We start from the raw sequence: 19,296 nt of genomic DNA on the forward strand, positions 1-19,296 counted from the left end.
TCGGCATGGCATGGGTCTGGCTCTTCATCGGCGGCGTCTTCGAGGTGGGCTTCACCACCTCGCTCCGCTTCGTCGACGGCTTCAGGAACATCGGCTGGACGCTCGCCTTCCTGGTCAGCGTGACCCTCTCCATGGGCCTGCTCGAATATGCGGCACGGACCATCCCGATGGGCACGGCCTATGCGGTCTGGGGCGGGATCGGCGCGGCGGGCACGGTGCTGGTCGGCATCATCTGGTTCGGCGAAAGCCTCGGCGCGATCCGCCTCCTCCTCCTGCTCGGCCTGATCGCCTGCATCGTCGGGCTCAAGCTGGTCGCGCATTGATGGCTTGGGATGCCGCCCTCTTCGAATGGACGAAGGAGGCGCTGGCGCCGCTCGGCGACGTGACCCTGCGCCCGATGATGGGCGTGGCCGTCCTGTATCTGGACGGGACGATCTTCGCGGTCATCGAGGACGAGCTCTGGTTCAAGGGCGACGCCGAGAGCGCGGCGATCTGGGACGCGGAGGGCTGCGAGCGCTATGCCTTCACGGACAAGGACGGCAAGGTCGAGACGATGAACTACCGGCGCGCGCCGGCCGACGTCTATGACGATGTCGAGGCGATGCAGCGCTGGGCCGGGCTTGCGGTCGAGGCGGGCCTGCGCGGGGCCGCGAAGAAGCGCCCGAAAAAGCCTAAGGGCGCGCCGCCGGCCTGAGGTGCGGGGCGACCGCGTCGCTCTCCTCGATCGACGGCAGCAGGCGCGGCTCGAAGCGCTTGTGGCTCGCCTGCTCATAGGCATAGCCGAGCGCGAGGATGCGCGCATCGTCCCACCCGGCGCCCATGAAGCTGAGGCCGACCGGCAAGCCGCGCACCTGCCCCATCGGCACGGTAAGGTGCGGATAGCCGGCCACCGCCGCGAGGCCGCCGGCCGAGCCGCCGCCGGGGCTGGTGTCGCCATGGACCGCGTCGATCAGCCAGGCGGCCGGCCGGGTCGGGCTGACCAGGGCGACCACATTGTGCGTCTGCAAAAGCCGGTCGATTCCCTCCCGGCCGGCGAGACGCCGTGCCTCGGCGCGCGCGTTGCGATACTCGAACTGCATCAATCCTGTCGTCGCCTCCGCCCGCTCGAACAGGTCCTGCGTGAACAGCGGCATTTCCCGGCCGGCATTGGCGCGGTTGAAGGCGATGACGTCGGCCAAAGTGCGGGTGCGCACCGCTGCCGGCAGGGTCGCCAGATAGGCGTTCATGTCGTGCTTCAGCTCGGCGAGCAGGACGATGATCTCGTTGCGGCCGATCGCCGCGCGATCGCCGCCGAACTCCGCGATGTCGACCAGGGTCGCGCCCTGGGCGCGGAGCACGCCGAGGGCCTCCTCATAGACCGCGTCGGTGCCCGGCGCGCCGGAGAAGCGCATCACCCCGATCCGGACGCCGCGCAGCGCGTCGGGGGTGAGGCCCGCGGTGAAGTCCGTCCGGCGCCTGTCCGCCTCCGCGGTCGCGGAATCGGCGGGGTCCGTACCGGCGATCGCGTTCATGATCAGGGCCGCGTCGCGCACCGTCGTCGTCATCGGCCCCGGCGTGTCCTGGCTGTGGCTGATCGGCACGACATGGGTGCGGCTGACGAAGCCCACCGTCGGCTTGAAGCCGACAATGCCGTTGATCGCGGCCGGGCAGGTGATCGAGCCGTCCGTCTCGGTGCCGATCGCCGCCGGCACCATGCCCGCCGCCACCGCCACCGCGCTCCCCGAGGAGGAGCCGCAGGGATTGCGGTTCAGCGCATAGGGATTGCGCACCTGCCCGCCGACCGCGCTCCAGCCGGAGATGGAATCGGACGAGCGGATGTTCGCCCATTCGCTGAGATTAGCCTTGCCCATGATCACCGCGCCGGCGGCGCGCAGGCGGGCGACCAACGGGGCGTCGCGATTGGTGACGTTGTTCGCGAGCGCGAGGCTCCCGGCCGTGGTCGGCAGCGGCCCCGCCGTCTCGATATTGTCCTTGATCAGGATCGGCATGCCGAACAGCGGCCCGCGGGCGCGGCGCTGCCGGTCGAGGCTGCGCGCCTGGTCCAGCGCGGTCGGATCGACGGCGATCACTGCGTTGAGCCGCGGGTTGAGTTCCTCGATCTTCGCGAGCGCGGCGCGGGTGCGGCTTTCGGCGGAGTTCACGGGATTTCCCCCTTGCTGCGAGAGGGCGGCGGTGGCGCTCAGCGCCAGCGCCGAGCCTAGGATGAGATGCCGGATCATGGCGCCGCACGCTAGCGAAACGGTTGCGTGCGTCCAGTACCCACCGTCATCCCGCGAAGCGGGGTTCCAGGCAGCGCAGGAAACCGGGTGCCCGCTTCGCGGGAATAGCGAAGGAGGGATCAGTCCTTCGCCGCCTTCGCCCGCTCGATCGCCTCGACGATCAGCCGCTCGGCCTCGGCGCGATCGCCCCAGCCGTTCAGCTTCGACCATTTGCCCGGCTCGAGGTCCTTATAATGGGTGAAGAAATGCTCGATCTGCTGCGCTACGATCGGCGGCAGATCGGCGGTGTCGTCGACCTCGCTGTAATAGGGAAAGGTCGAATCGACCGGCACGGTGATCAGTTTCTCGTCGCCGCCCTTGTCGTCCTCCATCAGCAGCACGCCGACCGGCCGCACGCGGATCACTGCGCCGGAAATGATCGGCGAGCGGGCGATGACCAAAGCGTCGAGCGGGTCGCCGTCCTCGCCCAGAGTGTGCGGGACGAAGCCGTAATTGGCCGGATAGCGCATCGCCGTGTGGAGGATGCGGTCGACGAAGATCGCGCCGGACTTCTTGTCGAACTCGTATTTCACCGGCTCGCCGCCGAGCGGCACCTCGATGATGACGTTGATCTTCTCGGGCGGATCGTCGCCTGCGGGGATGAGGTCGATGTTCATGATGGCGGCGGGCCTTACTCCGCGGATGGTTGCGAGTCACGCGCTCTCCGGTGCATGACGCGCGGCGATGAAGGTCGCGATCTGCATTCCCCGCCACGGCGACACGCGCGGCGATTTCACGATCAGCCTGGCGCGGATGATCGCGCATTCGCTGTCGCGGCCCGCGCCCGGCGGCGCCCGGCTGGAGCTCGAGATCTTCTCGCTCAGCTCCTCCGACCTGCCGGAAAGCCGCACGCGCCTGCTGATGAAGGCGATCCAGTGGCAGGCGCGCTACCTGCTCTGGCTGGACAGCGACCATGTCTTCCCGCCCGACACATTGTTCCGCCTGCTCGGGCACGGCCTCCCCGTCGTCGGCTGCAACCAGCCGCGCCGGAGCGAGCCGACCGGCCCGGTCGCCGTGAAGCTGAACGAAAAGGGTGAGATGGAGCATGTCTGGACGACCGAGGACCTGGCCAAAGCGGGCGCGGTCGAGGAGGTCTGGCATGTCGGGCTCGCGCTCTGCCTGATGGACATGGCTGTCCTCCACCAAGTGAAGGCGCATGTCGAAAAGGGCGTTGGCTGGGATCGCTGGGCACCGTTTGACCGCAAGCTCGCGCCGGGCACGAACGTCCGCATGGGCGAGGACATCTCCTTCTTCCGCGAGCTCACCGAGGCCGGGGTGAAGGTCTATGTCGATCACGGCCTGTCCTGGGAGGTCGGCCATATCGCCGAGCGGGTGATCACGAACGCCCGGGCCGTGGCCGACAGGGAGGCCTGGCTGGGGCGGCATAAATAGCCGTCATTGCGAGCGCAGCGCGGCAATCCAGCACAGTGGCTGGATTGCTTCGTCGCATTCGCTCCTCGCAATGACGGAAGTCTTTCGCAAACCGGCAAAGCTGCTAAGGGGCCACCCCCATGAGCAAGGGTCCGCAGCGGATCAGGGGCACCCAGGACATCTGGGGCGAAGAGGCAGACCGTTTCCACAAGGTGGTGGAGACGTTCGACCGCGTGCGCCGGTGCTACGCCTTCCAGCGTGTCGAAACTCCCGTGGTCGAGTTGACCGAGGTCTTTTCGCGCTCGATCGGCGAGACCACGGACGTCGTCTCCAAGGAGATGTACACCTTCGAGAGAGGTGATGAATCGTGGACCCTGCGGCCCGAATTCACCGCCGGCATCTGTCGCGCTTTTCTGACCGAGGGCTGGCAGCAGTTCATCCCGATGAAGCTGGCCACTTATGGGCCCGTCTTCCGCGCCGAACGTCCGCAAAAGGGCCGCTACCGCCAGTTTCACCAGCTCGATGCCGAGATCATCGGGACGGACGCCCCGGCAGCGGATGTGGAGCTGCTCGTCCTCGCCGATCAGCTGCTGCACGAGCTCGGCATATCTCGCCGGATCAGCCTACAGCTGAATACTCTTGGCGACCCGGAAACGCGGGACGCCTGGCGTGCTGCGTTGGTCGCTCATTTCGAGAAGCACCGTGGCGACCTGTCCGAAGACAGCCTGACTAGGCTCGATAAGAATCCCCTGCGTATTCTCGACAGCAAGGATCCGCGCGATCGACCCATTGCAAATGCGGCGCCGGGGATCGACAACTACATGACAAGGGGTGCAGGTCTCTTCTTCGAATTGGTAACCGAAGGCTTAGATAGGGCTGGCGTGAAGTGGACTCGCAACGCCCGTCTGGTCCGAGGTCTCGATTATTATCGCCACACCGCCTTCGAATTCGTCACCGACGACTTAGGCTCTCAGGGCACTGTCCTTGCAGGTGGGCGCTACGACGGGTTGATGGAAAGCTTAGGTGGTCCGCATATGCCATCGGTCGGTTGGGCTGCCGGCATCGAGAGATTGGCAATGATGATTGAGGCCCCTCCGAGGGAAGCGGTCGAAATCGTGGTCATTCCAAGCAATGAAGACGAATCCTTCACCATCGCGATGGAGATTCTCTCGTTGCTCCGGCGCGCGGGCATCAAATCGGACATGGCCTACTTTGGATCGGAAAATAAGAGATACGAGAAAGCGCGGAAATCAGGTGCTAGCAGGGCTCTCGTGGTTGAAGCCGGTGATGAGTTCTACGTCGCTGCTACTAGAATCAGAGACATTGACCCTTCCGCGAAGCCGGTCAGGAAGCGCCTGATTGAGGCTTTGATGGCTCGATTCGCAGTCAGCGACGATCCTGAGACTCGCTACATAACTCTCGAAAAGCGAGTTAAATGACCAAAATCTCCGCCGAACGGATCGCCGCCATCGAGGCGCGGCGCGAGGAATTGCAGCAGGCGATGAGCGCCGGGGACCTCGCGCCCGACGCCTTTGTGAAGCTCTCCAAGGATTATGCCGAGATCGAGCCCGTCGCCGCGGCAGCGCGGGAGGTCAGGCGGCTGCGCGACGAGGCGGTCTCGCTCGCCGAAATGGCCAACGAGACGGACGAGGAACTCCGCCAGATGGCCGCCGACGAGCTGGTCGAGAACCAGGCCATGCTGGAGGCCGCCGAGCGCGACCTGGCCGTGAAGCTGCTCCCGCGCGACGCCGCCGACGAGCGCGCCGCCATGCTGGAGATCCGGGCCGGCACCGGCGGCGACGAGGCCGCTTTGTTCGCCGGCGACCTGCTTCGCATGTATCAGCGTTATGCCGAGGCCCGGGGATGGCGCTTCGAGCTGATCTCGGCAAACGCGTCGGAGATCGGCGGCTACAAGGAGGCGATCGCCTCCGTGACGGGGCAGGGCGTGTTCGCCCGGCTCAAGTTCGAAAGTGGTGTCCACCGCGTCCAGCGCGTACCGGCAACCGAGAGCGGCGGCCGCATCCATACCTCGGCCGCCACCGTCGCGGTCCTGCCGGAAGCCGAAGATGTGGACGTGGTCATCGACGACAAGGATCTCCGCATCGACGTCTACCGCTCCTCCGGCCCCGGCGGCCAGTCGGTCAACACCACCGACAGCGCGGTCCGCATCACCCATATCCCGACCGGCCTCGTCGTCATCCAGCAGGACGAGAAGTCGCAGCACAAGAACAAGGCCAAGGCGCTGAAGGTGCTGCGCACCCGGCTCTACGAGATGGAGCGCGAGCGCCTCGCTTCGGAGCGGGCCGGCGCGCGCAAGTCCATGGTCGGCTCGGGTGACCGCTCGGAGCGGATACGAACCTATAATTTCCCGCAGGGACGGGTGACCGACCACCGCATCAACCTCACCCTCCACCGCCTCCCCGAAATCCTCGAGGGCCAGCTGGACGAATTGATCGGCGCCCTGATTGCCGAGGACGAGGCGGAGCGGCTGGCGAGTCTGGATGAGAGTGCGTGACGCCCTGAATGCGGCGGCCGCGCGGCTGGCCGTCATGAGCGACACCGCCCGGCTCGATGCCGAGCTCCTCATGGCGCACGCGGTGGGCGTCGAGCGCGAGGCGCTGCTCCTGCACCGGCTCGACGAGGAGGCGCCCCCCGGCTTCGAGCTCCTGGTCGAGCGCCGCCTCGCCCATGAGCCCGTCGCCTATATTACCGGCCGCCGCGCCTTCTGGACGATCGAACTGGCAGTCGGCCCGGGCGCGCTCGTCCCCCGCCCCGACAGCGAGACCCTGATCGAGGCGGCGATCGTGCATTTCGGCGATCGCGCGCCGGCGCGGATCCTCGATCTCGGCACCGGTCCCGGCACCCTGTTGCTCGCCGCGCTCGACCAGTGGCCGGAGGCGACCGGGCTCGGCATCGACGCCTCGGAAGCGGCGCTCGCCTGGGCGCGCCGCAATGCGGTCCCGCGCGCGCAATTCCGTCTCGGCCATTGGGGCGAGGGGCTGGCCGAGCGCTTCGACCTGATCCTCTGCAACCCGCCTTATGTGGAGGCGGGCGCCGACCTCCCGGCCGACGTCGCCCGTCACGAGCCCGCCTCCGCCCTCTACTCAGGCCCGGACGGCCTCGACGACTACCGTCTGCTGGCCCCGCAACTGGCGAGGCTGCTCGCCCCTTCGGGCGTGGTTTGTGTGGAAATCGGCGTCGGGCAGTTAATTTCCGCTTCCGCGCTCTTCGCGGCCGAGGGTTTCACGATAGAGTCACGAAGGGACCTCAGAGGGATCGAGCGGTGCCTGGTTCTGACGCTTGACCCGCTTTAGTGCTTTTTCACTTGGATTTGGCTTTCTGTCTGACTACATAGGGGGTCAGGGACGGGGCCGACCACAGCAGAGGATGCGTGAGGGCCTGACGTCGCCGACCCCCGATGGCTTGTCGCTTGCGAAGGCTTTGGAGCGGTGGCTGGAGTCGCGGTTTTCCGCGGCGCCTTGCCGACCGGGTCGTGCAGGTAAAGGAGGCCGGGAAGGGCCCGGCCGGTAGGGGCAGAGTAAACCACCCTTGGTGAGGATTTTCGTTTGATCAACAATCGTCAGGGCGGCCGCAGGCGCGGCCGCGGCGGCGGCGGCGGTGGACGCCCGCCCGGCGCCAATCAGAATCCCGGCAACCGGCAGGACAACCGTCAGCGCGGCAATGCCGCCCAGCTGCTGGAAAAGTACAAAGGCCTCGCCCGCGACGCGCAGATGCAGGGCGACCGGGTCCAGACCGAATATTATCTCCAGTATGCGGACCATTATTTCCGCGTCCTCAACGAGAACCGCGCGCGCTTCGAGGAGCAGCGCCGGCAGCGCGAAGAGGACGAGGATGAGGCTGAGGAGTTCGAGGCCGAGGCCGAGGGCAACGAGGCCGCCGAGAGCGACGATCCGCGCCGCGACGACCCCCGCTACAGCCGCCGCGAGGAGCGCGACGAGCGCGAGGACCGGCCCGAGCGAAGCGGCGACTACAAGGCCGAGCGCAGCGACCGGGGCGACCGCAACGGCGAATATCGCGCCCAGCGCCGTCCGCGCCGCCGGGCCGAGGCCGACGAGGACGATGGCCAGAGCGAGCGCATCTCGCTCGACGTGCTGCCGCCGGCCATCGCCGCCGCCAACGAGGACGCCGCCGAGGAGAAGCCGGCCCGCGCCCGCCGTCCGCGCCGGCCGCGCGCGACCGATGAGGACATCGCTCCGGCCGCCTGAGGCCCGACCGATTCCTTGCTGAACAAGGAAGAGCGCCATTTCCGTACCGCGGGAGTGGCGCTTTTTCTTTGCCTTGGCGGCGCCGGGCTGCTTAAAATGTGATAAAGTATCATCCGTTCATGGACGGGAAAGCTGGGCTGTGTGACGCTTCGTTACGCACCAAGAAGGGGATACCTCATGCGTGGACTGCTGCTTGTCGCCACCTTCCTCGCCGCACCGGCCTTGGCCCTGCCGGCACTCGCCCAGATCAGCGCCGAAATCCCGCCGCCCTCGCAGACCGCGCAGGGGCAGGTGTCGGTCACGATCTACAACAACAATCTGGCGCTCGTGCAGGACGTGCGGCAGCTCGACATCCCGGCCAACCGCTCGCGCCAGGAATTCCCCGACGTCTCCGCCCAGATCCGCCCGGAGACGGTGACCCTGACCGGCCAGGGGATCGGGATCGTCGAGCAGAATTTCGACTTCGACCTGCTCTCGCCCCAGGCCCTCATGCAGAAGGCGGTCGGCGAGACCGTGACGATCGTGCGCACCAACCCGGCCAACGGCCAGGAGACGCGCGAGCGCGCCCGCATCCTCGCCGCCAATGGCGGCGTCGTCATGCAGATCGGCGAGCGGATCGAGGTGCTGCGCGACGACGGCCTCCCCGTCCGCGTCATCTTCGACCGGGTGCCCGAGAATCTGCGCGCCCGCCCGACCCTGTCGGTCACCGTGCAGAGCGAGCGCGGCGGCCGGCGCCCGCTCACGCTCACCTATCTCACTCCGGGCCTCGCCTGGTCCGCCGACTATGTCGCCCTGTTCGACGAGGCGAACGGGCGGATGGACGTGCAGGGCTGGATCACGCTCACCAACAATAGCGGCACGCCCTATATGAACGCCAACACCCTGCTCGTCGCCGGCGGCGTCGGCCCGGGCCAGCAGGGCCCGACCTATGGCGGGCAGCGGCAGCTGCGCCAGGCGGGCACGGAGAGCGCGGGCCGCGAGCGGCTCGGCGACTTCTACCTCTACCCGCTGCCCGAGCGGACGACGATCGCCAACCGCCAGACCAAGCAGGTCAGCTTCCTCGACGTCGCCAACACGCCGGCCGTGCGTGCCTATGAATATCGCAACGCCTGGATGGGCACGGCGGAGCAGCCGCAGAGCGCGAACAGCGTGCTGCGCTTCTCCACCTCGCGCGACCAGGGGCTCGGCGACGCGCTCCCGGCCGGCACCGTCCGCGTCTACCAGCGCGACGCCCGCGGCAATCCGCAATTCGTCGGCGAGAGCGCGATCGGCCACACGCCGATGGGCTCCGAGCTCGGCCTCACTACCGGCCAGGCCTTCGACGTGAAGGTGAAGCCGACCGTCGAGCGGCGCGAGCGGATCAACAGCACGCGCTGGCGCACGACCATGCGCTACGTGCTCACCAACGCCCGACCCAATGCGGTCACCGTCGACCTGATGCAGTCGGGCCTCTGGGGCGACACGCGCATCGTCGAGGAAAGCCAGCCGAGCGAGCGGCGCAGCGCCGACGACGCGCTCTGGCGGGTGCAGGTGCCGGCCAATGGCGAGGCCGTCGTCACCGCCACCTTCGACACGCGCTTCTAGGCCCGGGAAAAGGGAGGCGGCGATGCGCGTCCCGCGCGCACAGGTCCCGTTCCTGCTCCTCCTGCTGGCGGCGACGCCGGCGGCGGCGCAGCAGATCGTCACCTCGGCGCGCCCCGACCGGGTCGAGGTCACCGTCTACCGGGCGCCGCACCGGCCGGCGAACGAGCCGTTCGAGCTCGAATGGCTGCGCGGCTATGCCCTGATCAGCGAAACCCGGCGGATCACTTTGCCCGCCGGCGAATCGGAGATCCGCTTCGAGGGCGTCGCCGGCGGCATCCTGCCGCAAAGCGCGATCGTGCGCGGCTTTCCGCAGGGCATCGTCGAGCGCAACCGCGACGCCCTTCTGCTCTCGCCGGACAGCCTGCTCGACCGTTCGCTGGGCCGCCGCGTGCACCTCAGGCGCACCTCGCGCGCGACCGGCGCGGTGCGCGAGCAGGATGCGGTGGTGCGCAGCGGCGCCGACGGCGCGGTGGTGCTCCAGACCGCCGAGGGGTTCGAGGCGCTGCGCTGCACCGGGCAGGCCGAAACCCTGACCTACGATTCTGTGCCCGCCGGCCTGTCCGCCCGGCCGACGCTGTCGGTCCGCGCCCGCTCCAGCGCGCCGGTGACCGCGACGGTGACGCTGGCCTATCTTGCCGACGGCTTTGACTGGCAGGCCAATTATATCGCCACCCTTGCTCCCGACGGCCGCCATGTCGAGCTGTTCGCCTGGCTGACCCTGGCCAATGGCGACGAGACCGGCTTCGCCAATGCCGACACGCAGGCCGTGGCCGGGCGGCTGAACCGCGAGACCGGGGACGACGATGACAGGCGCCCGGGCATCAGGCGCGTCGAGATCGACGAGGATGGCGAGGCCTGGTTCGACGATGACGGCGAATCGGACGCGCACGAGCTCCGCCTGCAATGCTGGCCCCAGGGCACGACCAGCTCGCTCCCCGCGCTGCCGGCGGTGCCGACCGAGGAGATCAGGCTGCAGGGGCGCTTCCGGCTGGGCGCGGTCCGGGCCGGCATGATCGGCGGCAACGACGAGGACAGCGCAATTGTCGTCACCGGCACGCGCGCGGTGCAGGAGGAGCTGGGCGACCTCAAGCTCTACCGGATTCCCGAGCCGGTCACCGTCGCCGCGCGCAGCCAGAAGCAGGTCGCCTTCCTGCAGCAGCCGCGGGTCAGGGTGGACACGGTCTACCGGGTCAGGATGGAGGCAAGCTATGACGAGGAGAGCGACACCGCCCGCCGCATTCTCGTCACCCGCAACCGGACCGCGGAGGGGCTCGGCGTGCCGCTGCCCGGCGGCACCCTGCAGCTCTTCGCCCGGCGGGCCGGCGGTCCGATCCTGCTCGGCGAGGGCGGGGTTCGCGACCATGCCGTGGGCGAGGATGTCGAGATCAGCCTCGACGATGCGCCGGGCATCGCGACCGCGCTCGTGGAGGAGGAGAGGGAGGATCTGCCCGACAATGTCGAGGCGTTCCGGGTCACCGTCACCAACGACCGGCCCGAGCCGATCCGCTACGAGCTGGAATTGCAGCTCGACGAGGATGAGCAGTTGCGGCCGCAGGGCGCCCGCCTGGCGCGGCGGAACGGCATGCCGCTCTGGCGGGTGACCGTCCCGGCCAATGGCAGCGCGACCTTGCGCTATCGCATCATCGAGCAGCAGGACGAGAGCTGATGCGCCGCCTTCTTGCGCTCCTGCTCTGCCTGGCGCCGCTCCCTGCCGTGGCGCAGGGCATCGTCACCTCGGCGCGGCCGGACCGGGTCGCGGTCACCGTCTATCGCGATCCCAACCGGCCGGCCGCCCAGGCGCCGAACCTGCAGTGGCTGAACGGCGTCGCCCTGATCAGCGAGACCAGGCGGATCACCGTTCCGGCCGGCACCACCGACATCCGCTTCGAGGGCGTGGCCGGCGGCATCATCCCCCAGAGCGCGATCGTCACCGGCCTTCCCGAAGGCTTCATCGAGCGCAACCGCGACGCCTATCTGCTCTCGCCCGCCACCCTGCTCGACCGTTCGCTCGGGCGCCGCGTCCATATCCGCCGGACCTCGCGCGCCACCGGCCGGGTGCGCGAAGAGGAGGCGGTCATCCGCTCCGGCGCCGGCGGGGCGGTCGTGCTCCAGACGGAGGATGGATTCGAGGCACTGCGCTGCACCGGCCTCACCGAGCGGCTCGTCTATGACCAGGTCCCGCCCGGCCTGTCCGCCCGGCCGACCCTGTCGGTGCGCGCCCGCGCGGCGCGGCGCGTTACCGCCACGGTCACGCTCTCCTATCTTGCCTCGGGCTTCGACTGGCAGGCCGATTATGTCGCCACCGTCTCGCCCGAGACCGGCCAGATCGGCCTGTTTGCCTGGCTGACGCTGGCGAACAGCGACGAGACCGGCTTCGCCAATGCGAGCACGCAGGCGGTGGCGGGCCGCATCCGCCGCCAGGACGTGCCCCGCCAGCAATCCGAGGGCGGCCCGCTCCGGATCAGCTGCTGGCCGCAGCAGACGACCAGCGACATTCCGCTCGAGGAGTTCGAGCGCATGGTGCGGGAAGAAGAGATTATGGACGGGGACGATCTCGTTATCACCGGGAGCCGGGTCAGCGCGCCGATGATGATGGCGCCGCCACCCCCGCCGCCGTCGCCGATGATTGCCCAGCAGGCCGTTCAGGAGGAGCTTGGCGACCTCAAGCTCTACCGCATCCCCGAGCCGGTGACCGTCGCGGCGCGCAGCCAGAAGCAGGTCGCCCTGCTGCAGCAGCCCCAGGTCCAGGTGCGCACCGTCTACCGGCAGCGTTTCTACCCGCGCCAGGCGGTACGGGGGCTCGCCCGCCGGTTCTTCGTCACGCGCAATCGGCGCGAGGACGGGCTCGGCCTGCCGCTGCCCGCGGGACGGCTGATGCTGTTCGACGAGGCCGGCGGCCGCCAGGTGCTGGTCGGCCAGGCGGTGATTCGCGATTTCGCGGTGGGCGAGGAGGTGGAGATCGACTTCGGCGAAGTGCCCGGCATTGTCTCCGTGCAGAGGGCGCTGGTGCGCAGCGAAGGCGCTACCGAATATGAAGTCGAGGTGACCAATGACCGCCCTTGGGCGGTCGCCTATGAGCTGGAAATCCTCGCCCAGCCCTCGCAGGTGCGGAGCGAGACGCGGCTCGGCCGGCGCAACGGCATGACGCTCTGGAGCACGACGATCCCGGCCAATGGCCGCGCGACCTTGCGCTACCGGGTCGTCGCGCCGTGATCGGAAGGCGCCTCGGCGTCCTGCTCTGTGCCATTCTGGCGTGGCCGGCCGCCGCCCAGACGATCGTCACCTCGGCCGGCCCGGACCGGGTCGCCGTCACTCTTTATCGCGATCCCGGCCGGCCGGCCGCGCAGGCGGTCGATCTCGACTGGCCCGAAGGCTTCGCCCTGGTCACCGAGACGCGGCGGATCACCCTGCCGGCGGGCGAGGCGGAGATTCGATTCGAGGGCGTCGCCGGCGGGATCGTGCCGCAGAGCGCGATCGTGACCGGCTTTCCCCAGGGCATCGTCGAGCGCAATCGCGACGCCATGCTGCTCTCGCCCGCGACCCTGCTTGATCGCTCGCTCGGCCAGCGTGTCACCATCCGCCGCACCTCGGTCGCCACCGGCGCCGTGCGGGAGAGCGAGGCGGTGATCCGCAGCGGCGCCGACGGCGCGGTGGTGCTGCAGACCCGCGAGGGGAGCGAGGCGCTGCGCTGCACGGGGCTTTCCGAGACGCTTGTCTATGGCGGCCTTCCGGGCGGCCTGTCGGCGCGGCCGACCCTGTCGGTCCGGACCCGCAGCAGCCAGCCGGTCACCGCCACGGTCACGCTCGCCTATCTGGCCTCCGGCTTCGACTGGCAGGCCAATTATATCGCCCAATTGTCGCCCGACGGCAGCAGCATCGACCTGCTCGCCTGGCTGACCCTGGCCAGCGGCGACGAGACCAGCTTCGTCAATGCCGATACCCAGGCGGTGGCCGGCCGGCTCAACTGGGAGAATGTCGAGCCGCAGGAGCGCGAGGGCGGGCCGATCCGGCTGCAATGCTGGCCCGCCGCGACGACCAGCGACATCCCGCTCGAGCAATTGCAGCGCATGGCCATGGGCCGCGGCGCCCAATTGCGCGATCGGGAGGAGTCGATCGTCGTCACCGGCAGCCGCATCCCGGCGCGGGGGATGCTGGACATGGCCGTGCCGATTACGTCGGTCACAGCCAGCCAGGAGAATCTGGGCGATCTCAAGCTCTACCGGATCCCCGAGCCGGTGACGGTCGCAGCGAACAGCCAGAAGCAGGTCGCCTTCATGACGCGGCAGCGGATACGGGTCCGCTTCGTCTATCGGGACTATTTCGCCCCGCACCAGGTCTTCCAATCCTATGACCCGGCGCCGCCGGAGCGGCTGCTGATCACGCGCAACCGCGAGGCCGAGGGGCTGGGCGTGCCGCTGCCCGCCGGCGGCCTGGTGCTGTTTGCCCGGGGCCCCGACCGGCCGGTGATGATCGGCCAGGGGACCGTCAGCGATTATGCGGTGGGCCAGGACGTGGAGGTCCCGCTCGGCCAATCGCCCGGTGTACGCAGCGCGCTCCGCATGCTGAGTCGCCGGGAAGACGTCGGCCAGTTCGAGCTGGTGGTGACCAACGACCGGGCCCAGCCGATCACCTTCGAGGGCATCGTCCAGTTCGACAATATCAGCGCGAATGCGCGGCTGGGGCGGCGCAACGGCTGGCCGCTGTGGCAGGTGACCGTGCCTGCCAATGGGCGCGCGGTGCTCTGCTTCCGCGCCGCCATCCCCGAAAACTTCCGCTCCTATCGGACGGCAGGCGCCGGCGGCACCTGCAGCCGCTGAAGCCAGTTCTTCATACGCCTGTCAAAGTCAAAGACCATGAAATCGATTGCGCTGCGTCACGTAACGACTTCTATTGTCGTTCGCGATTCGAAGAAGCGCGCGCCGCTCAACTGGGGAGGACAGTAAAATGACGGACATGCCCAATATGCCGGTCGGCACCGCGTCGGTGAGTTGGCAGGACAGCGCCGGCCTGCACATTCGCGTTTACTCGACGGACGGCTATAATGTGAGCGAGCGCTGCTGGGACAACAATGCCTGGACGACCGGCGGCTTCAGCGCGCCCGGCTCCGCGGTCTCGGCGACCTGCTGGCTGAACGGCAGCAGCGCCTCGATCCGCGTCTATTGCACCTATGAGGACAAGACGACGGAGATGTGCTCCGATCCGGGCGGCAACTGGTATGTCGGCGGCTACACCACGGTCTAGCGCTTCACCGGCCGCGGCTGGTGATTCTCGTCCAGCGCCACGAAGGTGAAGAGGCCCTCGGTCACCTTCACCTCCTGGCGGCCGCGGTCGCGGCTGGCGATGACCTCGATCCGGATCGCGACGGAAGTCCGGCCGATCCGCTCGACCTCGGCATAGACCGAGATCAGGTCGTGCAGCAGCACCGGGGCGATGAACTTCATCGCCTCGATCGCCACGGTCGCGACCGGCCCGTCCGCCTCGCGCGCGGCGACGATGCCGGCGGCGATGTCCATCTGGCTGAGTACCCAGCCGCCGAAGATATGGCCGTTCGAATTGATGTCCCCGGGCCTGGGGACGACGCGCAGGATCGCCGCGCCGCGTTCTTTCGTCATTGGTCCTCGTCTTCCTCGTCGAGCGGCCGCCCCGCTTCCTCGTCGGCGCCCGAGCGATTGGACAGGAAGACCAGCCCCATCAGCCCGGTACCGACCAGGACGGTAAGGCCGACGCCCAATATGGTGGCGATCGTCATGTGGACGGGCACCGGCTCGCCGAAGCTCTTCAGCCAGATCAGGGCGAGCAGGACGGTCACCACCGCCGCCAGCGCCATCCACTTCATCGTCTGCTTGTAGCGCGCCCAGGCGGCCGCCTCCCGCTCGCGGTCGTGCGGGGGCGCGGCAGGGCGCCTTGGCGGAACGGGATCATGCCGGGGCATGGCTTCCATTTGGAGGCGCCGCATGGGATCATCAAGGCCCGAGTCGCGTTAGCGGAACAGCGAAGGGAGAGGCACAATGACCATCGCCTTGATCCTCCAGGGCAAGGGCAGCGAGGTGCTGACCGTCGACTGCGCGACGCCGGTGCGCGACGCGGTCACCCTGCTGGCGGAGCGCAAGATCGGCGCCGTGCCCGTGCTCCGGGCCGGCCGGGTCGCCGGCATCATGTCCGAGCGCGACATCATCTACTGCCTCAAGAGCGACGGCGCGGCGGTGCTCGACTGGCCGGTCGAGAAGATCATGACCGCGCCCGCGATCACGGTCGAGCCGACGGGCGATATATTGGGCGCGCTCTCGCTGATGACCAAAAGGCGCATCCGCCACCTGCCGGTGGTCGAGGGCGAGGCCCTGGTCGGGCTCGTCTCGATCGGCGACCTCGTCAAGTTCCGGATGGACAAGATCGAGGCCGAGGCCGAGGCGATGCTCAACTATATCCAGAGCGTCTGAGGGCTAGGCGGCGGCTTCCCGCTTCGGCCGGAACAGGCCGAGCACCTCCTCGACGATCGGCCGCGCGAAGGCGATGAGGAAGGCGAAATAGGCGGCCGCGCCCACCGTCACCAGCACAGCCAGCTTCTTGCCGGCGCCGAGGTCGCCCAGCAGCCAGTCGGCGCCGACGACAATGCCGGCCATCGCCGCGGCCGCGGCCAGGCCGGGCGCGGCCGCGAGGAAGAGCTCGGCCCGGCTGACCCCGATCACCGGCCGTGACAGCTCGACGGTGACCGCGAGCAGGGCGCCCATGCCCCCGAGCCAGGCCCAGGCCAGCCCCTGCGTCCCCCACTGGATGCCGGCGGCGAAGGCGGCGGTCATCAGGAACGCGCCGAACAGGCCGGTCTTCACCGCCAGGCCCGGCCGGCCGAGCGCGTTGGTCGCCGGCGCGAACAGGATCTGCAGCGTCATCAGCGGCATTGCCGCGCAGAGAATCGGCACCATCCCGACCGTGTCGGTCCACTTTTCGCCCAGAAAGGTCTCCACCAAGGGCGCCGCGGTCACCGCCAGCCCGAAGTAGAAGGGCATGCAGACCAGCATGATCAGCCGGATCGACTTCAGAAACGCCGACTGGATCATGTCCGGCCGCGCCTGGATCCGGGAATAGGCGGCGAAGGCGACCTCGTTCAGCGGCGGCACGAACTTGGAGGCGAGAATCTGGGTGAGGAACAAAGCGGTCGTGTAGAGGCCGAGCGCATGGGCGTCGAGCACGCGCCCGCCGATGAAGACGTCGGCCTGGCTCTGCACGAACCAGCACATCTGCACCGCGATCATCGCCACGCCGTAGCGCAGCATCGTGCCGGCGCCGGCGAAGGCGAATCGCGGCCGGATCTGCCAGAGCCTGGCGGCCGCGAAATAGCCGCCGGCGCGCGCGAACCAGAGCATGCCGGGTGCGGCGACCAGGGTCCAGACGCCGAGCCCGGCATAGGCGCAGGCGAGCGCGGTGAGCGCGCTCAGCACCGCCGCGACCAGGTCGATACGGGCCTGCGTCTTGAACTCGAGCCGCCTTACCAGCAGCGCATGGCCCAAAGCGGTGAAGGGGTTGGCGAGATAGAAGAGCGCCTGCACGCGCAGCAGGTCCGCGACCATCGGCTGGTGGAAATAGTCCGCCGCCAGCGGCGCCGCGGCGAACTGGATCGCGGCGAGCGCGCCGTTCATCAGCAGCAGCATGGCGAAGGCCTGGCCGATCTTGTGCCGGTCCGTCTTCTCGTCACGGACCAGCGAGCTCGCGAAGCCCCAGCCCTTGAACAGATCGAGGAAGGTCAGCACCACGCCGGTCATCGCCACGAGCCCATAGTCGCTGGGGTTCAGCATGCGGATGACGAGGAAGGTCGAGGTCCAGGCGATGAGCTGGCCGAACAGCTGGCTGCCCGAGCGCCAGATCACGCCCGACTTCACCCGCTCGGCGAAGGCGGGATCGCGCTTCTCCTCGGCGGGCGCGTCGTCGGCCGCGGCGGCCGGTTGCGAGTGCGGGGCATCCATCCGCTCCGGCCTTAAGGCAAAGGGGTTAAACCAGCGTTGAGGATGCCTATATGGGTGGAGCGAGGGGGACGAATTTCGTCAGGATCCTGAAGCGGCGGTAACTTTTCGCCAAAATGGGTGTTGACGGGTTCGAATCTCCTACATATATGGCCCTTCACCGACGGGGCAGAGCGGTCTGCCCGGCCCCGTTTGCGTCTCTCTTAACCGATCACCGGTAACCCGGTTTCCACCGGGGAGGGAGCGCGTCGGCTCTTTGACATTGTCGGTTTAGATGAAGGGACATGTGGGCGGCGGCCCCGGTCGCCAGCGGCTTCAAGGCGCTGGATGATCGGACAAACCAGGCCGTTCCAAATGTCCTCTTACATATCCACAGTAATATGTATTTGTGCAGGAACGGCTCCTTGAAAGCCGGCCCTCAAGGCTTCGGGTATTCCCCCGCGGCGTGAGGATCGGACATAAACTTGAGAGTTTGATTCTGGCTCAGAACGAACGCTGGCGGCATGCCTAACACATGCAAGTCGAACGAGATCTTCGGATCTAGTGGCGCACGGGTGCGTAACGCGTGGGAATCTGCCCTTGGGTTCGGAATAACTTCGGGAAACTGAAGCTAATACCGGATGATGTCTTCGGACCAAAGATTTATCGCCCAGGGATGAGCCCGCGTAGGATTAGCTAGTTGGTGAGGTAAAGGCTCACCAAGGCAACGATCCTTAGCTGGTCTGAGAGGATGATCAGCCACACTGGGACTGAGACACGGCCCAGACTCCTACGGGAGGCAGCAGCGGGGAATATTGCACAATGGGCGAAAGCCTGATGCAGCGACGCCGCGTGGGGGATGAAGGCTCTCGGGTCGTAAACCCCTTTCAGCAGGGACGAAATCAGACGGTACCTGCAGAAGAAGCCCCGGCCAACTACGTGCCAGCAGCCGCGGTAACACGTAGGGGGCAAGCGTTGTCCGGATTTATTGGGCGTAAAGAGCTCGTAGGCGGTTCGCTAAGTCGGGTGTGAAACCTCCAGGCTCAACCTGGAGACGCCACCCGATACTGCTGTGGCTAGAGTCCAGTAGGGGAGCGTGGAATTCCTGGTGTAGCGGTGAAATGCGCAGATATCAGGAGGAACACCAGCGGCGAAGGCGGCGCTCTGGGCCGGAACTGACGCTGAGGAGCGAAAGCGTGGGGATCAAACAGGATTAGATACCCTGGTAGTCCACGCCGTAAACGTTGGGCACTAGGTGTGGGGTCCTATCGACGGATTCCGTGCCGTAGCTAACGCATTAAGTGCCCCGCCTGGGGAGTACGGCCGCAAGGCTAAAACTCAAAGGAATTGACGGGGGCCCGCACAAGCAGCGGAGCATGTTGCTTAATTCGAGGCAACGCGAAGAACCTTACCTGGGTTTGACATGTAGGGAAAAGCCGTAGAGATACGGTGTCCTTCGGGGCCTTGCACAGGTGGTGCATGGCTGTCGTCAGCTCGTGTCGTGAGATGTTGGGTTAAGTCCCGCAACGAGCGCAACCCTTATCCTATGTTGCCAGCGCGTAATGGCGGGGACTCGTAGGAGACTGCCGGGGTCAACTCGGAGGAAGGTGGGGACGACGTCAAGTCATCATGCCCCTTATGTCCAGGGCTGCAAACATGCTACAATGGCCAGTACAGAGGGCTGCTATCCCGCGAGGGTGAGCGAATCCCAAAAAAGCCGGCCAAGTTCGGATCGCAGTCTGCAACTCGACTGCGTGAAGTCGGAGTCGCTAGTAATCGCGGATCAGCAACGCCGCGGTGAATACGTTCCCGGGCCTTGTACACACCGCCCGTCACACCACGAAAGTTGCCAATACCAGAAGTCGGTCACCTAACCGCAAGGAAGGAGCCGCCCAAGGTATAGGTAGTAATTGGGGTGAAGTT

The 19,296-nt window shown here is 67.5% G+C and carries 18 protein-coding genes and 1 rRNA gene; 14 read left to right on the forward strand and 5 right to left on the reverse strand.

Features of this window, described 5'->3' with window-relative positions; translation table 11 throughout:
• Window positions 1-5 precede the first annotated feature (5 nt).
• Together VEC11_RS06960 and VEC11_RS06965 are read left to right on the forward strand one after the other, a co-directional pair.
• Window positions 6-323, forward strand: a complete 318-nt coding sequence (locus VEC11_RS06960; protein ID WP_464129912.1) for a DMT family transporter — start codon at window positions 6-8, stop codon at window positions 321-323.
• A complete protein-coding gene (locus VEC11_RS06965; protein ID WP_464129913.1) occupies window positions 323-694 on the forward strand; it encodes a TfoX/Sxy family protein in 372 nt (123 codons plus the stop codon). The genes VEC11_RS06960 and VEC11_RS06965 overlap by 1 nt, the downstream gene beginning before the upstream one ends.
• Here the strand turns inward: VEC11_RS06965 and VEC11_RS06970 are convergent.
• On the reverse strand, window positions 672-2,219 hold the full coding sequence (locus VEC11_RS06970) for an amidase (RefSeq protein ID WP_464129914.1): 1,548 nt from the start codon (window positions 2,217-2,219) through the stop codon (window positions 672-674). The genes VEC11_RS06965 and VEC11_RS06970 overlap by 23 nt on opposite strands.
• Before the next feature lie 119 nt (window positions 2,220-2,338).
• Window positions 2,339-2,875, reverse strand: a complete 537-nt coding sequence (ppa, locus tag VEC11_RS06975) for an inorganic diphosphatase (protein ID WP_464129915.1) — start codon at window positions 2,873-2,875, stop codon at window positions 2,339-2,341.
• Between the two features lie 67 nt (window positions 2,876-2,942).
• On the opposite strand from ppa, the gene VEC11_RS06980 reads away from it, so the two are divergent.
• The 10 genes from VEC11_RS06980 (at window position 2,943) to VEC11_RS07025 (ending at window position 14,680) form a co-directional block, all read left to right on the forward strand.
• On the forward strand, window positions 2,943-3,650 hold the full coding sequence (locus VEC11_RS06980; RefSeq protein WP_464129916.1) for a hypothetical protein: 708 nt from the start codon (window positions 2,943-2,945) through the stop codon (window positions 3,648-3,650).
• A 119-nt stretch (window positions 3,651-3,769) separates the two neighbouring features.
• The gene (gene hisS, locus VEC11_RS06985; RefSeq protein WP_464129917.1) at window positions 3,770-5,068 is read left to right on the forward strand and encodes a histidine--tRNA ligase; all 1,299 of its coding nucleotides are present in this window, start codon (window positions 3,770-3,772) and stop codon (window positions 5,066-5,068) included.
• Entirely contained in the window at window positions 5,065-6,144 is a 1,080-nt protein-coding gene (gene prfA, locus VEC11_RS06990; protein ID WP_464129918.1) for a peptide chain release factor 1, read from the forward strand. Before hisS ends, prfA begins: the two co-directional genes overlap by 4 nt.
• Window positions 6,131-6,943 carry a peptide chain release factor N(5)-glutamine methyltransferase gene (gene prmC / locus VEC11_RS06995; RefSeq protein ID WP_464129919.1) on the forward strand — a complete coding sequence of 271 codons (813 nt, stop codon included), beginning with the start codon at window positions 6,131-6,133 and terminating at the stop codon, window positions 6,941-6,943. Before prfA ends, prmC begins: the two co-directional genes overlap by 14 nt.
• Before the next feature lie 252 nt (window positions 6,944-7,195).
• Window positions 7,196-7,855 carry a DUF4167 domain-containing protein gene (locus VEC11_RS07000; protein ID WP_464129920.1) on the forward strand — a complete coding sequence of 220 codons (660 nt, stop codon included), beginning with the start codon at window positions 7,196-7,198 and terminating at the stop codon, window positions 7,853-7,855.
• A 177-nt stretch (window positions 7,856-8,032) separates the two neighbouring features.
• Window positions 8,033-9,439, forward strand: coding sequence for a DUF4139 domain-containing protein (locus tag VEC11_RS07005; RefSeq protein ID WP_464129921.1), 1,407 nt, complete (start codon window positions 8,033-8,035; stop codon window positions 9,437-9,439).
• Between the two features lie 22 nt (window positions 9,440-9,461).
• The gene (locus VEC11_RS07010) at window positions 9,462-11,105 is read left to right on the forward strand and encodes a DUF4139 domain-containing protein (protein WP_464129922.1); all 1,644 of its coding nucleotides are present in this window, start codon (window positions 9,462-9,464) and stop codon (window positions 11,103-11,105) included.
• A complete protein-coding gene (locus tag VEC11_RS07015) occupies window positions 11,105-12,652 on the forward strand; it encodes a DUF4139 domain-containing protein (RefSeq protein WP_464129923.1) in 1,548 nt (515 codons plus the stop codon). Before VEC11_RS07010 ends, VEC11_RS07015 begins: the two co-directional genes overlap by 1 nt.
• The gene (locus VEC11_RS07020) at window positions 12,649-14,256 is read left to right on the forward strand and encodes a DUF4139 domain-containing protein (RefSeq protein WP_464129924.1); all 1,608 of its coding nucleotides are present in this window, start codon (window positions 12,649-12,651) and stop codon (window positions 14,254-14,256) included. Before VEC11_RS07015 ends, VEC11_RS07020 begins: the two co-directional genes overlap by 4 nt.
• Before the next feature lie 127 nt (window positions 14,257-14,383).
• Complete coding sequence (locus VEC11_RS07025; protein ID WP_464129925.1) at window positions 14,384-14,680, forward strand: fucose-binding lectin; 297 nt, start codon at window positions 14,384-14,386, stop codon at window positions 14,678-14,680.
• Here VEC11_RS07025 and VEC11_RS07030 read toward each other — a convergent pair.
• A complete protein-coding gene (locus VEC11_RS07030) occupies window positions 14,677-15,051 on the reverse strand; it encodes an acyl-CoA thioesterase (protein ID WP_464129926.1) in 375 nt (124 codons plus the stop codon). The genes VEC11_RS07025 and VEC11_RS07030 overlap by 4 nt on opposite strands.
• Window positions 15,048-15,371: a hypothetical protein gene (locus VEC11_RS07035; RefSeq protein ID WP_464129927.1), complete on the reverse strand. Its 324-nt coding sequence runs from the start codon at window positions 15,369-15,371 to the stop codon at window positions 15,048-15,050. Before VEC11_RS07035 ends, VEC11_RS07030 begins: the two co-directional genes overlap by 4 nt.
• A gap of 76 nt (window positions 15,372-15,447) precedes the next feature.
• Here VEC11_RS07035 and VEC11_RS07040 point away from each other — a divergent pair, with 76 nt between their 5' ends.
• Window positions 15,448-15,876, forward strand: a complete 429-nt coding sequence (locus tag VEC11_RS07040; protein ID WP_464129928.1) for a CBS domain-containing protein — start codon at window positions 15,448-15,450, stop codon at window positions 15,874-15,876.
• A 3-nt stretch (window positions 15,877-15,879) separates the two neighbouring features.
• Here the strand turns inward: VEC11_RS07040 and VEC11_RS07045 are convergent, their stop codons facing one another.
• Window positions 15,880-17,397, reverse strand: a complete 1,518-nt coding sequence (locus tag VEC11_RS07045; RefSeq protein WP_464129929.1) for a lipopolysaccharide biosynthesis protein — start codon at window positions 17,395-17,397, stop codon at window positions 15,880-15,882.
• A gap of 457 nt (window positions 17,398-17,854) precedes the next feature.
• Here VEC11_RS07045 and VEC11_RS07050 point away from each other — a divergent pair.
• A 16S ribosomal RNA gene (locus VEC11_RS07050) occupies window positions 17,855-19,296 on the forward strand; the annotation flags it as partial.

It is taken from the genome of Allosphingosinicella sp. (genome assembly GCF_035626655.1).
Lineage (GTDB): Bacteria > Pseudomonadota > Alphaproteobacteria > Sphingomonadales > Sphingomonadaceae > Allosphingosinicella.